Here is a 15,300-nt window from a genome sequence, read left to right on the forward strand (position 1 = left end):
AAAAAGTAGCAAAGAGCCGTTATGACTAAGCAAATAAAGATCACCAGTAATGCCATAGCCGATGTCTATCTTCAAACCATTAGTGAAAACGATGCCAGCGACGAATACGTGCAATGGCTCAATGACCCACTTGTTAACCAGTATTTGGAAACTCGTTTTTATCAACAAGACTTAGCAAGCGTAATCGGTTTTATCAAAGGCATATTAGAGAACCCTAACGAGCACCTGTTTACTATTCGCCTTAAAAGCAACGATAAGCACATAGGTAATATAAAAATTGGTCCCATTAACCCCCATCATAATATTGGTGATGTGAGCCTATTTATTGGTGATAAAGACAGCTGGGGCAAAGGCATAGCCACGCAAGCCATTGCACTTATCTCACAATACAGTTTTGAGCAGTTAAAATTACGTAAACTTTGTGCTGGTGCATATAAAGCCAATGTAGGCAGTACTAAGGCTTTTCTTAAGGCAGGTTATGTCAGTGATGGCGTTTTAGCAAACCATTACACTTTTAATGGTAAGCCCTGTGATTTAGTACAAGTTTGCCTGTTTAACAATCAAGCAGACAAAATTGTACAAATAGACGTTATACCAATTGCTATTAGCTAGCTTTCTTCTTGCTTAACAAAGATTTCTTTGAACATGCCTACAACCTTAGCCACGGTCGTTGATTTTACGTGGCGGGTATCTTCTTCCCAAGCATCTTGAATACATTCAGTCACTAGCTCATAACTAGGTAAGTAGTACATATCTTCATTACTGGCAACCAGTTGATCTGCCGCGACTCTCAGCACTGACTTTGAATGACAATTCGCGCTAATGATGTGCTGTTCATCTGCCCTACCCGTTGCTAAAAACGGAATCGGAGATACGCTAATTATCAGCTTAAAATCAGGGTTGTGAGCTTTAATAATGTCATAAAAGCGTTGGATATTAGCAACGTTTTCTTCCACCGTTAGCGTTCTATGCTTCACCATGTGGTACATGTTTTCTCGTGGGTTACGAGACATTACCGTACCGTCTTGTAGCTGCCAGCATTCATTTAACCCTAACGTCACCACAAATACCTTACAACGTAGAAATGCTTGTTTAACTGCATCAATATGTTGCTCATAATCAGCCAAATAGGCTTCCGGTGAATTAAAGACAACATTCTCGCGATAAGGATCTAAATAATGTCCCGTTGGCGATTGAAATAACAATTTATTAAAGCTTCTTTGACCGAATGCCTTCTCCGCCAACTGACAAAAGCTTGGCGTATTAAATAAAATGCCATAGTTAGCACAAAATTTGGCGATAGTATCGCCAGGTTGATAACCATCTACTTGCACTCCTGAATAAGGGTTGTCATTACGCTCGGTAATGACATAGTTATAGCCTTCTTGCTGAAAATACTTTGCTATTTCAAAGGCAAAACAACTACCCGCCGAGCCTATTGGCGTATCCATATCCATAATGGGGTGCTTTTTAACAAAGGGCAGCATATCAAACTTAGATTGTGGGTACTTTTCATGACTAGGGTTAGGCCAAAATACTGCAAGTGGATCTGGCTTATTGTTAACAGCGTAACGACCAATGCTGTCAATAACCGTTTTTTCATAGTCAGCAAGATCAGATAGAGCAGATAACCATCGTGGCTCCATCACTTGCTCAGCAGATAATTGTGCTAAAATCACCTTTTTAACATAACGCATTAACGCGAAAACGGTTTCACATTCGCTTAAGTTAGGATCTTGTCGTTGAATATGCTTAGCAACAAAGACCGCCGTTGATAAATCTTTAATGATATTGGCTAGCAAAAATTCAACATGCTCAAAGTTTTCCACTTGATAACCAAGTGCTACTTCAATATGAGCTTGGCGCTTTTTACTTTGTAATGTGATTCGCTTGCTTATATCAGCAAAGTCCCTAAAGTCTTGGCATTCATAGGCAGGAAAGAAAAACTCTTCCACCACTTTTTTCCAATGAACTTCACTCGGTAGTAAACAAAAGTTCAGCACATATCTTGGCTTGCCCACTTTAGGCGGCATAGCTCGATGAGCAAGTTGGTTAGGATTAAATAATATGGTATCACCAGTATTTGGCTTAACCGACTGCGGGTTGAAGTTTATATCAAAATGTTGACATAACGGCGAAATATCTGTGCTTCTATCTTCCATATTATTAAACAAGTAACCCACTTTTTTCAGGGCATTACTTGCTTCAATATCTAGATAGCTGGTATCGCTACCATGTTCTTCATAACCATTTAAATAGGTAATTACTTTTAAGTGGTTTTCAGGACCACCATCACAATGCCACTTTGTATAGTAATACTCTTGCTCATTGTGGTTTTCAACTTTATAAATTGACCACCAAAAAATACAGTATTCACTGTTAAAGTAAGAGCGAATTTGTTCATCTAAGGCATCATTAAAAACTTGGGGTAATAGTACTTCAAGTACCGAAGGGTGTTGAATACCAGTACTATTATTTTCATATTCCTCAATTAACGACTGACAAAGCTCAGGCGGAAAGTGATTTCTTAAAACATGGATATGATTATCAGCAAGTGGGGTTGCTATTGATTCTCTTTGATAAGCAGCACGTGCTCGTTGAATAGTGTCTTGATAACCAAACTGGTGTTCAAATAATTTGTATACTTCTTTATCGGCATTTGGCATTAAACCGTAGGTATAATCACCAACTACTAACTCTTCTTGTCGTAACTCATTTCCAGACATAATATCACTCCCAGTTTGATAATAACTTGACTACCTTAAGCTAAGTTAAGAGTAAGCAATAGTTATACCAAAAAGGGAGTTCAATCTTAGTTACACCAAAATCAATCTTAGCTAATCATTCCACCAGTCTGCAGAGGTAATATGCGGGGTTAAATAATTTTCTTGATAATAACTTGGCGCTTCTGCCAGCAAGTTTTGATAATGCACAACCGCTTCATTAAAATCTTTAATGGCAGTATCTTCATCACTTGCCTCATATAAAATGCGCGTTAACATGGCTTGATAATGCAATAAAGTACCATCAAGCAATAGTGAGAAATGGGTATAAGGGCCTACTTCTAATTTTGCCGCCTCTAACGATTGCTTTCTCAGCATTTCAACCCCTTGAGCAACGCTAGTAATAGGTTTAGCAATGATGTCAGCAAGCTGTTGACAGATCTCTTTAAACTTAGCTACGTCAACTTTATCAATCACACGTTGATACAAGGCATAGTCTTTATCAAACCATGCTGAATGATGATATATATCATCAACTAAAGAGGCTTTATCTATGGAAGCACGCTCTGTTAGCTCAATAGTTCTAGCCGGTTGCGCATGGGCAATTTTAGCGCCGTCACTTAAATTAACACAGCGAATACCACTTCTTGACTGTAATAATTTTTCTATCATAGTGCGTGACATATTAAAAAAGTCATTACAGACAAATTCGCCACCAAAGTTACCCGGCACAGTAATTTGTGACTCTTCGGTAAAATAGAGCGACAAATCTTCGCCATTTTGATCATAGTAAATGCTTTTAGAACTATGGTGTTGACCGCCTTGTTTATGGCCTAAATCAACACCAAACAAATAAAACTCTCTAAAGCCTAAAAAATACCCCATGGCAATCGCAGTATTTGAAACTGTTGGGTTAATATAAACCGTCGGTTCAAATAGCTCCTTACCCACTTCATCATTAACAATAATATCAGTAGATGGCTCTCTTGATTTAGGACACATAATTGCCCTATCAAATAACTTAAAGGTTTCTGGGTGTACGGTGGAAGGCGCTAATAGCACATGCGATTTAATAAATTCAGCATCTCCGTACTCTTTAACCTTTTCAGCAACAGGAATAGTTCGCTCTTGCTCACAATGAAAGTCGACCTTGATGCCATAATTTTTTAGTGCGCTCAGCGCCGAGCCACAACTGATAACAATGGCTTTATCTTGGTATTGTTTAATTAACTCTATGGTTTGATCTAATGAAGGACCATTGCCAACAACAAAAACTGGAATATTCTTATGCTTGTCATTATCTTGCGCAGACTTTTTCAGTAATGGCACATTTAATTTTAGGTTTGATAAGGTATGAGACAGTGACATAACACCGTCATCAAAAAAGCCCCAACCTTGAATCATTTCATAAAAGCGCGCTTTATATATGGATAATAAGGTTTCAATTGACGGCGATTGATAATGTACATAGCCAAAGGTCTTAACGACATCATAGCGACCATTTTGATATGTCTGATATAGCAAGTCGTCAAAAAATTCATTATCTTGAATACCAAGAGACAGGTGTAAATTACACTTTTGACTGTCTAGGTATTCAAATATATAACGCCAATTGGCGGTATAAAGTGAGGCATAAAATAAATCTAGCTCTGGTTCAATTAAATAAAGGTTATGAATCGTATGTTGTGCAATTAGCAACTCTAAATGATAGCCTAAACCAGCACCAAAAATGACTAATGAGCCTAGCGTGTTAGGTAGTCCTTTATTTGGCGAATTTTCAGCGTCAGTTCGACGATGAAGTACCTTTAGCACTTCATTTAAGTGCTTACTATGAATAAAGTTGCCTTTATTTTCCTCATTCATTTCAAAGGTTGAATGTGTTGATTGTGGTGACTTTTGATATTGCTCTAACTGAGCCGTTGCCATTAAGTAAGCAGGATATTTATAAATATGCTGCTTGGTTTCTTCATCAAAAATATTGGCAAAGCCATCAACTATCTCAACAAAATAACGTGTTGGCTTATGATCTTTTATCACCTGATATATATCAGGAAAATACTCTTCAAAAGTGCTTAGATTTTCTTCAAACTGAGCTAACAACATATCTTCATTGCAAGCAAGCAATGACATTCTATCAGCAATGCGTTGCAGGTTTGCTTCGATATCATCACTGTGTAATTGGCCTTTTAGGCGCTGCTCAACCTGTTGTGCTTTTTGTTCTAGTTTTTCAATTTTAGCCACAAGCTCAGCTTGTGTAGGTATAGATTTCGCCACGACAAAAAACCTTTTGGAAAGTGAAAATGAAATGATAAATGCGCAACACGGGTAAAAGCTATCGAAAATTCGCTTGATATTGTTTTAGCGCATATTTATTTTTTGACTGCTGACTCGATTTCTCTAGCGTAGTTTGCTTACTATCACTAAGCAGCTTAATGGCATTGGCATCAAACTGCAAAATCCACTGCAATAAGGCAATATAATCTTCTTTAGCCGCTTGCGTTACCACGGCTTTATCTTGGATAGTTTGTTCAAGTAAGACGAGTAACTCTTGCCTTTGCTCGAGTAAGGTGCTGCATTGCGATATATCATCGTTGACTACCGCATTCGCTGCCTGCTGCGTTAGCTGCCTTACTTTATCTATTTGCCTAGAAGTTACATCAGACATTCAAGTTCAACTCTATTTGCTTAACTTAAAGCTGTTGCTCTTTCTCGCGCAATAGCTTGTGGCCTTCAGCCTTGCTCTCTTCAGACATCTCTGCCCATGCATCTCTGAGCGGCTTAAGCAAGCCAATCACTTCATCTAAAATAGCAACATTTAACGTCGCACTGGCATTCATTAAACGATCGGCACAATACTCATATAAAGCATCAAAGTTTGCCGAAATTTGCGGTTGTGACTCTTTATCTAATGAAGCACGTAATGAATTAATGATATTCACGGCTTTGGTAATTTTCTCTGCTTTAACGGTAAAGTCTTTGCGTTCAATCGCACCTTTAGCAAAGGCGATACTCTCTAAGGCACCATTAAATAACATTAAAATAATTGTATGCGGCTCAGCAGCCAATAAGCTACTTTCTCTATTTACATTTTGGTAAGTTTTTAAATTCGTTCTCATAAGGTTTACCTCATCTAATAAACTAACTACTGATATTAATCATCGTTATTGCCAATTATATTTGCCAATGACGACTTCACATAATCTCCGGTAGCATTGTATTGGGCTATGGTTGCATCAAGCGCTGTAAAGCGTTTTCTTAATGTTTCCTCATAAGAGCGTAACCTTTGCTCTAAATCTTCCCATTCTTGGCTAATACCAGAGATCTGCTCATTTAGACTAGACTCTCGTAAGGTTAAAACTCCGTCAGAATCTGTATAGGTGTCAATAAAAGCAGTCATTTGCGTTGCAATACCATCAGTAGAAGCAAATATCTCGCCAACTTGATCTAAATTATTTTTTAATGCCGCAGTTAATCGCTCTTCACCACTGGGTAAAGAGGTAGTACTAAACGAACTAACTTCTAATTTACCTTCTTTATTTAACTCAATACCAATGTCACTTAACGACTCTAAATCACCTGTTAAGCCAGTCACACTATTAATCACAATGTCTGTTAACTGTTGCTTGACCTGACGCACATTAGGATCAAATGCTAATCGGCCTAACTTAGGTGCACCTAAGCCAGTAATATTGTCCATTAAGGCATTAAAGCCATTAACAAACTCATCTATGAGTTCACGACCATTGGCTTCATCCTGTGCAATAGTTAAAGTTGCCGGAGCGCCGACATTGACTTTCTTTGCTGTAATAGTGACATCTTCAATAAGGTTTTTAAATTCATTAGTGTCTTTAATAACACGGTTACCATCAACCTCTATAATGGCATTCGTTGCTGATTGCTCAACAGTATTATTCGTGGAAATATTATCCAAAGAAGCATCAGAGTTAGTCACCGTCAAATTATTGGCTAACCCTGTTATACTTGAGGTATAAATTAAATAAGAACCCGCATCACTGTTGATAATGTTAGCCGTTACACCAAAGTTACCTGACTGCTCATTAATCTTATCTCGAATTGCCGATAAGTCATCAGCACCATCAATGGCAACATCAAAAGTATTCGCTCCAGCTGTAAAGGTTAATGTTCCTGAGCCAACCGTGTCGGCAGAGCTAGTAAAGGAAGCAGACTTTTGCCGACTTCCTTGCGCTATTTGAAACACTTCAACTGCAAACTCACCATTACTAGCAAAGCCGTTGGTGGTAACAGCTACATCTTCAGTGGATACACTGACCGTTTGCTGATTAAAGGCGTCATCTTTAGCTAACTTTTCCAGGGTAGAATTAAAGGTTGATAAGGCGGATTTAAAGCTACCAATACCTGATAACTCTAAGGTTAGGCGCTCTTCTTTTTCTTGTAGGCGAATTTCTGTTGGAATTGCTTCAGCATCGATAAATGCCGTAACAAGCCCCTCTAAATCTATACCAGATCCTATACCTAATGAAGTTACACTAGCCATAATTACTCCAACACTTACTCATTTAATAGTCTGCTATTTACTTAGCGACTTTGTTTATAGCAGCTAAACGCGTTTCAACTGTTCACCAATTCAATATTTATGCCAACCAAGGCTTTAATATTGATGAAACAGCGCTACTACTATCATAGTTTTTTCAAACAAAAAAGGCGACCTAATTTAGTCGCCCTTTCCCTGCACTGTGCGACTATTTAATTATAGTAGCGATAATGCAATTTGTGGTTGCTGATTCGCTTGCGCTAACATTGAGCTAGCTGCTTGCTGTAATACTGAGTTACGAGCTAGTTGAGCTGATTCAGCCGCATAGTCTGTATCTTCAATACGTGAACGCGATGCTGATACGTTCTCAGCAGCATTATCATTACTACGAATTACACTTGAGAAACGGTTTTGCTTCGCACCTAAATCGGCACGGGTACTGTTTACCGTCGCAAGTACTGAATCTAAATCAGTAATACGTGATTGCGCGCCATCAAATGAAGTTAACGAGCCATCTGCACCGATAGTTGCTGAAGCGAAATCTTGGGTAATTGATACAGAGATTGTTTGACCCGCATCAGCACCGATTTGGAATTCAGCAGCATAGTTACCGTCTAATAAATCTGTACCACCGAAAGAGGCTTGAGTTGAAATACGCGTTAACTCTAACTCTAATTCAGTATACTCAGTGTTTAGTGCCACTAAGTCTGTTTCAGTGTTTGAACCATTTGACGCTTGCACAGCTAAGGTACGCATACGTTGTACAGTGTTTGTGTACTCTTCTAAAGCACCTTCTGCGGTTTGCGCTAAAGAAATAGCATCATTAGCATTTCGTGAACCTTGATTTAAACCGTTAACTTGTGACGTTAAACGACTTGAAATTTGTAAGCCAGCCGCATCATCTTTAGCACTATTGATGCGCTTACCAGAAGACAAACGTTGATAGCTAGTATTTAACTCATTGGTTGAATTTGCTAATTGACGCTGTGAGTTTAATGAAGCGATATTACTGTTTACACTTAAGGCCATAATACTTTCCTTTAATCTGTTGCTAAATATAATCGTCAAATGACAACGATATATCTTGTTCTATTGACTTTATCGACCTGGTTAAGAAAAGCTTTAGACTTTTTTTAATTTATTTTTAATAAATCGCAAGTTTGGAAAAGATGGTAGCTAGCTCTGTTGCTCTCTAGCTAATACATGAGGCTTTAAAAACAAAAAAAGCCAGAAACTGGCTTTAGTATTTAACATATACAGTGTTGTGATTTATTGCTTATACATTCTCATCGAGAAACAAACCGGTTTTGCTAGTGATCTGCTCTTGTAGCTCTTTAATGCGATTTGCCATGGAAATGATTTCATCTGATGGAAATTGTCGAATAAGCTCTTGGCTTTTGACATCAACCACTTTAATTATGGTTCGGCCTGAATCTTCATCAACTAAAAAGTCAACATTCTTACTCACTGAGTTAACAAAACTAGCAACAGATTCAACGGCCTCTTCGATGTTTTCTTTTGACTGCTCTTCTTCTTGCTTAACTTGATTTGCTTGTTTAGCCTGCTCGATAACAGAGAGTTTTTCAACATTTGACTGCTGTAAAGAAACAACGGAAGCGTCTTCTGTGCGCTGAACACCCTGTTCAACATTTTGCTCTGGCAAGGCTTGTCTAGATGCTGATTGCTCCGCACTAACATTTACACTTTGAGATGTTATTACCGATGTAGACATAATGAACCTCTTACCTTACTTAATCCCTATGCATTAATATTTGCTAATCGCTTAACGAGTAAAGGACACTCATCTGTGAGTGCCCTTTTATTAGCATTAGGGCATCACTGTTATAATAATGATAGCGCAATTTGTGGCTGTTGATTAGCCTGCGCTAACATAGAGCTAGCCGCTTGTTGCAATACTGAATTACGCGCTAAAGTTGCTGATTCTGCTGCATAGTCAGTATCTTCAATACGTGAACGTGATGCTGAAACATTTTCTGCGGCATTGTCATTACTACGAATAACACTTGAGAAACGGTTTTGCTTCGCACCTAAATCTGCACGTGTGCTGTTTACCGTTGCTAGTACACTGTCTAAGTTAGTAATAACTGATTGCGCATCAGCAAAGGTTGTTAAGTTACCCGCAGCACCGATAGCCGTTGCAGAGAAACTTGCACTGATACTGATTGAAATAGTTTGACCTGCATCAGCACCCACCTGGAAATTAGCTGAGTAGGTAGAATCTAATAATGAAGTACCACCAAATGAAGCTTGCTCAGAAATACGAGTAAGCTCTAATTCTAACTCAGAGTACTCTGTATCAAGTGCTGCTAAATCAGCCTCAGTATTTGAACCATTAGACGCTTGTACCGCTAACGTACGCATACGTTGAACAGTATTAGTATATTCGTCTAACGCACCTTCTGCAGTTTGCGCTAAAGAAATCGCATCGTTAGCATTACGTGAACCTTGATTTAAACCATTCACCTGTGACGTTAAACGACTTGAAATCTGTAAGCCTGCCGCATCATCTCTTGCGCTGTTAATACGCTTACCTGATGATAGACGTTGGTAGCTGGTATTTAATTCATTAGTTGAGTTAGCTAATTGACGCTGTGAGTTCAATGAAGCGATATTACTATTTACTGATAATGCCATGTGATGCCCCTATAGGATATTAGTATCCAATAATTCTTTACTAAGCTTGCAATATAACTTGCTAGTTCTGTTGCTGTTATCTTTATATCGACTGACAAATTTATTTCTTTAGTCTTTTTTTACACTTTTTAATCTTTTTCGTGCAAATCAATAAAAAGCTGTTGTATTTCAATAATTAAATACAACAGCACTTTTACTTATAATAAAGATAATGCAATTTGAGGTTGCTGATTCGCCTGAGCTAACATTGAGCTAGCGGCCTGTTGCAACACTGAGTTACGTGCTAAGGTTGCAGACTCTGCAGCATAATCTGTATCTTCAATACGTGAACGTGATGCCGATACGTTTTCAGCGGCATTATCATTACTACGAATAACACTTGAGAAACGGTTTTGTTTCGCACCTAAATCTGCACGTGTGCTGTTCACTGTCGCTAATACTGAATCTAAATCAGTAATACGTGATTGCGCACCATCAAAGCTTGTAATGGTACCAGCAGCACCTATATTGCCTGATGAGAAGTTTTGCGTGATCGAAATTGAAATGGTTTGACCTGCATCAGCACCAATTTGGAAGTTAGCAGAGTAAGTACCATCTAAAAGATCGGTACCACCGAATGATGCTTGTGCTGCAACGCGATCAAGTTCCAGTTCTAGCTCAGTATATTCGGTATTTAGTGCCACTAAGTCAGCTTCGGTGTTTGAACCATTTGACGCTTGTACTGATAGTGTACGCATACGTTGTACTGTATTTGTGTATTCATCTAACGCACCTTCAGCAGTTTGTGCTAAAGAAATAGCATCGTTGGCGTTACGTGAACCTTGATTTAAACCATTAACTTGTGACGTTAAACGACTTGAAATTTGTAAACCAGCAGCATCATCTCTTGCGCTGTTAATGCGCTTACCTGATGATAAACGTTGATAACTGGTATTTAATTCATTAGTAGAACGAGCCAGCTGACGCTGTGAGTTCAATGACGCTATATTACTATTTACACTTAAAGCCATGTTGAAGCCCTCAATCAATTCAATAAATACAGTAAATAAGCTAATGAATTTACCGCGGTTATCATTGTTATCGGTTAGCTAAAAAATAACTTTAATCTTTTTTTAACGAAAAAAAGCTCACCTTGGCAAAAACCAAGGTAAGCTTATGATTTATTTAAAAATTAAAACTTATAAATTAATTAAGTTTTGATTATCTTTACTATTGAAGTAGTGATAATGCAATCTGAGGTTGCTGATTAGCCTGCGCTAACATTGAGCTTGACGCCTGCTGTAAAACACTGTTTCGTGCTAGTTGTGCAGATTCTGCAGCATAGTCTGCATCTTCAATACGTGAACGTGATGCTGAAACGTTTTCTGCGGCATTATCGTTACTACGGATAACACTTGAGAAACGGTTTTGCTTAGCACCTAAATCAGCTCGGGTACTGTTTACCGTAGCTAATACTGAATCTAAATCAGTAATACGTGATTGGGCACCATCAAAGTTAGTAATCGTACCTGAAGCACCAACCGTCGCAGAAGAGAAGTTAGCAGCGATAGTGATAGAAATAGTTTGCCCTGCATCAGCACCAATTTGGAAGTTAGCTGAATATGTACCGTTAAGTAAATTCACGCCACCAAAGCTGGCATCATTTGCCACTCTATCTAATTCTAATTCTAACTCGGTAAATTCTGTATTTAGTGCGACTAAGTCAGCTTCGGTATTTGAACCATTTGACGCTTGAACCGCCAAGGTACGCATACGTTGTACCGTGTTAGTATATTCATTTAAGGCACCTTCAGCGGTTTGCGCCAAAGAAATGGCGTCATTAGCATTTCGTGATGCCTGGTTTAAACCATTAACCTGTGAGGTTAAACGACTTGAAATTTGTAAACCCGCGGCATCATCTTTGGCACTATTAATTCTTTTACCAGAAGATAAACGTTCATACGAGGTACTTAGCTCATTGGTTGAATTAGCAAGCTGACGTTGTGAGTTCAACGATGCAATATTACTGTTGACGATTAAAGCCATTGTTATCTCTCCTAATTGTTAGGTTGTGGTTCTTAGATAACAATATCGTTTTGGAACCACGCACACTCTCTAAATTGTATTCATAATAATCAATGCATGTTGTATGCCAACATACAAATCAGTTACTACAAATAATTAAATAAACTTAAATTTTTAATTTGCACAAAGCTTTGCTGTGCCGCTTGTAATGACACCTGGGTTTGCTCAAACTTAGCTACGGCTTTGGCAAAGTCCAAATCTTCGATATTAGATCGGCCAGATGCTAGGTACAGTTCACTATCAGCGTGATTAGATGTTTGATTATCAACAAGTTTTAATCTTACACCCGCATCTACACGTCGCCCTGTAATATGGTTTAAAGCTTGATCTAATTGACCTAAAATCTCATCGTAATCAACCGCATGTTGCTCTGGGTTAGCTGGGTTTGCTCCCACCTGCATCCACTCAATGGCACTTTTAATGGTGTCGAATATAGACACTTCTTCTTGTGGACTAATGTCAAAATCATCCCCCGGCAATGGGTTGCCGTTTAACTGTACTTCAACGCCATTAAAGGCAATGGTTTGCCCAGGAGTGTACGTTGTAGTGTTAAAGACAACAGCACCATTGCCGTCGGTAACCGTCAAATCTGTGGCACTAGCAAAATTAAAGTTATAATCTGGCGGGTTAGCGGCAACATCGTAGGCACCGCGATCGGCAATTACCGCTTTACTCACGGCAATACCTGAAGTATTGGTATTGTAGCTTGGCAGAAAATCGCCAATATTGTTGCTTACTTTTTCAAAAGCATGATCGCCGGGCTGATTGGTATCAACCATGACATTTTTAGCAACTTGTAACTCTCTTACCCCACTATCACCATGATAAGTAACAGAATTATCTGGCTGAAGAACAAAGGGTTGCACGTCCGTTTTATAACCAGAAAAGATAAAGCCACCTGTTTCATCTTTAGTGTTGGCAAAACCGAGCATTTCAGCTTGACTATTTTTTGCTAACTCAGCTAATGCATTTAAATCACTGTCAGACAAACTACCATTATTGGCTTGAATAAAGGTTTGCTTTAACTGCAACATAACCGTTTCAGCATTGGCAAACGTGGTTTCCTGTAAGCTATTTCTATTTTTTACCTGAGTCAGATTACGATTATATTTTTCAATATTGCTTAAATCTTCTTTATAGCCAGACAGGGTTCCGTACGATACCGCATCGTCTTTAGCGGTTAAAACTTGCTTACCACTAGCAATATATTTGATTTGCTCATTCACATCAGTTTGCTTATTACTGAGTTGTTGAGCATTTTGAAAGTAAAACTGTTGAGTTGATACGCGCATGAATTACTCCCTATCTAACCGCTGACAAAATCGTGTCAAAAATGGTATTTGCCGTTGAAATAATTTGTGAAGCTGCTTGATAAGCTTGTTGAAACTTCAATAAATTTGCCGCTTCTTCATCTAAGTTGACACCTGAGGTAGCCTGATTTCGATTAAAAGCTTGTGTATAAAGTGCTTGCGCGGTATCAGCAACCAGCTCTGCTGAACTTGCTTTTGAGCCCACCACAGCAGTTGATTTTGATAAACTTTGCGCAAAGGTTTCTTGACCACCATTGGTTACACCCAGCTCTTGCGTTTTTGCCATAGCAACCGCATTACCCGAGTTACCTACGCCAAAAGCATCACCAATAAAAAATTGCTCAGGGGCATTAGGCGCTACTCCCGACGGAGTTCCTGAAATTTCTATGGTAAATGCCGCCGTTGCCGGCAGCGGCGGTAAATTAACTTGTAATGGTGCCGCCGGTGGAGGTGGATAAGGAATTGGCGCAGAGGTCGCACCTAAATTATCCGTAATAGTGTAGTTAAACACCCCTGCTGGGCTTTCTAATACATCAATACGCATTGGCATCGCTGTTTGTGCGGCAATGGGATCAATCATGTCGACAATTTCAACCTTGCCCGCACTGACATTATTTTGTGATGGTGTGATTTCAACCGCGGCACTTGCGGCAATGGCACTACCATCTGTCATGGTAGTTTGCATCAAGGCTGCGCTATTTTCTGTCGGTCTAATAATGTAAGAATCATCATTTGCTGGTAAACCACCAGTTTCAATAAACTCAAAACCATAAGGTGTTGCATGCACTGTACCTGCACCAGCTGCGGGCCCTAAGTTAATCGTGCTTTGATCTGTCATATTAGTCATAATGAAATCGGTACCATCATAACGAATTTCAAACTCATCGGTAGGTACTAGCGACACATCAGTAATATTAACTTGTGCAGTAAGTGAGCCGCCATTCGTTGCCGGCGTTAACACACGAGATTGCTGTAAGGCAACTGAATTTATATCAGTAAATAAGTTAGCACCTTGTAAACCATTTAAATCTAACCCGTCTGCTTGACTACTATTTAACGTATCTGAGATTGCCATTGCCAAGCGATTAACTTCAGCACGCACTTGACCAATATGTTCATCTCTAAACTCAAAGTTTGCCCCCATTGAACCACCTAAGGTTGAACCATTAAGTGCCACAGTACTATTAGGGCTAACTAAACGCAGTTGAGTTTTTAATGGATCAGGATCGCCCGAAGTCACCTCAACCGTTAACGGGGTAATGCCTGCCACTAAGGTAGTCCCCTGACCTATCATCACTGTCATAACGCCATTTTGATCTTCAACAGTACTGACGTTAGTGTATTGGCTTAGCTCAGTAATCAATTGGTCGCGCTTATCCAGTAAATCGTTTGGCTGACCTGCCGTGGTAATTTTTTGTGAATGCAAAATGGTTTCATTGATCTTGGCAAGCTCTAATGAAATTTCAGAAATTTTGCTGGCAGTTTGTGAAATTTCACCATTTACTGCCGTTTCTAGATCGTCAAAATTTTGGTTTAATGAACGAAAGTTGGCACTAAGAATATTGGCTTGATGAACCACCATTTCTCGCAAGCCTAAATCACTTGGATTATCGGCGACACCATTTAAACCTTGATAAAACAAATCCATTGAGTTCATTAAAGCTGTGCCTGAAAAACTCATGATCTCATTGAGTTGATTTAAACTCTGATGCAGCGAGTCAGCTTGCCCTAATTGGCTTTGACTTTGTAGTTGCTCTTTATAAGAAAATTGATCGTATATACGGGTGATATCTTGAATATAAGTACCAGCGCCTATGTAGTTAGGGCCATTAACATTGCCTAACGCTGCATTTTGCTCAGCACGTTGACGGTTATAACCTTCGGTATTTACATTGGTGATATTATGACCAGTTGTTGCCAACTGCTGCTGCGCACTAAGCAAACCACTAACACCGGTTTGATATAAACTAACTGACATAGCAGACACCTCGACAAAAAAAGAAACCTAATCATAACTAAATGAGCCGTATTAATA

The 15,300-nt window shown here is 39.0% G+C and carries 13 protein-coding genes; 1 reads left to right on the forward strand and 12 read right to left on the reverse strand.

The window, feature by feature from the left end:
* Positions 1 to 21: 21 nt before the first annotated feature.
* Positions 22 to 612, forward strand: a complete 591-nt coding sequence (locus EMK97_RS05575; RefSeq protein ID WP_130600187.1) for a GNAT family N-acetyltransferase — start codon at positions 22 to 24, stop codon at positions 610 to 612.
* Here EMK97_RS05575 and EMK97_RS05580 read toward each other — a convergent pair.
* The 12 genes from EMK97_RS05580 to flgK form a co-directional block, all read right to left on the reverse strand.
* Entirely contained in the window at positions 609 to 2,726 is a 2,118-nt protein-coding gene (locus tag EMK97_RS05580; protein WP_130600189.1) for a GSCFA domain-containing protein, read from the reverse strand. The two genes, EMK97_RS05575 and EMK97_RS05580, sit on opposite strands and share 4 nt — an antisense overlap.
* Before the next feature lie 111 nt (positions 2,727 to 2,837).
* Positions 2,838 to 4,997 (reverse strand): motility associated factor glycosyltransferase family protein, encoded by a 2,160-nt coding sequence (locus EMK97_RS05585; RefSeq protein WP_130600191.1) that lies wholly within the window; start codon positions 4,995 to 4,997, stop codon positions 2,838 to 2,840.
* 58 nt (positions 4,998 to 5,055) lie between these two features.
* Positions 5,056 to 5,388: a hypothetical protein gene (locus EMK97_RS05590; protein WP_130600193.1), complete on the reverse strand. Its 333-nt coding sequence runs from the start codon at positions 5,386 to 5,388 to the stop codon at positions 5,056 to 5,058.
* Positions 5,389 to 5,413: 25 nt separating this feature from the next.
* Positions 5,414 to 5,839: a flagellar export chaperone FliS gene (gene fliS / locus EMK97_RS05595; RefSeq protein WP_130600195.1), complete on the reverse strand. Its 426-nt coding sequence runs from the start codon at positions 5,837 to 5,839 to the stop codon at positions 5,414 to 5,416.
* Positions 5,840 to 5,874: 35 nt separating this feature from the next.
* Complete coding sequence (gene fliD / locus EMK97_RS05600; protein ID WP_130600197.1) at positions 5,875 to 7,239, reverse strand: flagellar filament capping protein FliD; 1,365 nt, start codon at positions 7,237 to 7,239, stop codon at positions 5,875 to 5,877.
* Between the two features lie 213 nt (positions 7,240 to 7,452).
* On the reverse strand, positions 7,453 to 8,265 hold the full coding sequence (locus EMK97_RS05605; RefSeq protein ID WP_130600199.1) for a flagellin N-terminal helical domain-containing protein: 813 nt from the start codon (positions 8,263 to 8,265) through the stop codon (positions 7,453 to 7,455).
* A 247-nt stretch (positions 8,266 to 8,512) separates the two neighbouring features.
* On the reverse strand, positions 8,513 to 8,968 hold the full coding sequence (locus EMK97_RS05610) for a flagellar protein FlaG (protein ID WP_130600201.1): 456 nt from the start codon (positions 8,966 to 8,968) through the stop codon (positions 8,513 to 8,515).
* Between the two features lie 110 nt (positions 8,969 to 9,078).
* Positions 9,079 to 9,891 (reverse strand): flagellin N-terminal helical domain-containing protein, encoded by an 813-nt coding sequence (locus EMK97_RS05615; RefSeq protein ID WP_130600203.1) that lies wholly within the window; start codon positions 9,889 to 9,891, stop codon positions 9,079 to 9,081.
* Between the two features lie 197 nt (positions 9,892 to 10,088).
* The gene (locus EMK97_RS05620) at positions 10,089 to 10,901 is read right to left on the reverse strand and encodes a flagellin N-terminal helical domain-containing protein (protein ID WP_130600205.1); all 813 of its coding nucleotides are present in this window, start codon (positions 10,899 to 10,901) and stop codon (positions 10,089 to 10,091) included.
* A 199-nt stretch (positions 10,902 to 11,100) separates the two neighbouring features.
* Positions 11,101 to 11,916, reverse strand: a complete 816-nt coding sequence (locus EMK97_RS05625) for a flagellin N-terminal helical domain-containing protein (protein ID WP_130600207.1) — start codon at positions 11,914 to 11,916, stop codon at positions 11,101 to 11,103.
* 125 nt (positions 11,917 to 12,041) lie between these two features.
* Complete coding sequence (gene flgL, locus EMK97_RS05630) at positions 12,042 to 13,247, reverse strand: flagellar hook-associated protein FlgL (protein WP_130600209.1); 1,206 nt, start codon at positions 13,245 to 13,247, stop codon at positions 12,042 to 12,044.
* A 10-nt stretch (positions 13,248 to 13,257) separates the two neighbouring features.
* Complete coding sequence (gene flgK / locus EMK97_RS05635) at positions 13,258 to 15,243, reverse strand: flagellar hook-associated protein FlgK (RefSeq protein WP_130600211.1); 1,986 nt, start codon at positions 15,241 to 15,243, stop codon at positions 13,258 to 13,260.
* Positions 15,244 to 15,300 lie beyond the last annotated feature (57 nt).

The organism is Litorilituus sediminis (genome assembly GCF_004295665.1).
In the GTDB taxonomy this organism is placed as follows: Bacteria; Pseudomonadota; Gammaproteobacteria; order Enterobacterales; family Alteromonadaceae; genus Colwellia; species Colwellia sediminis.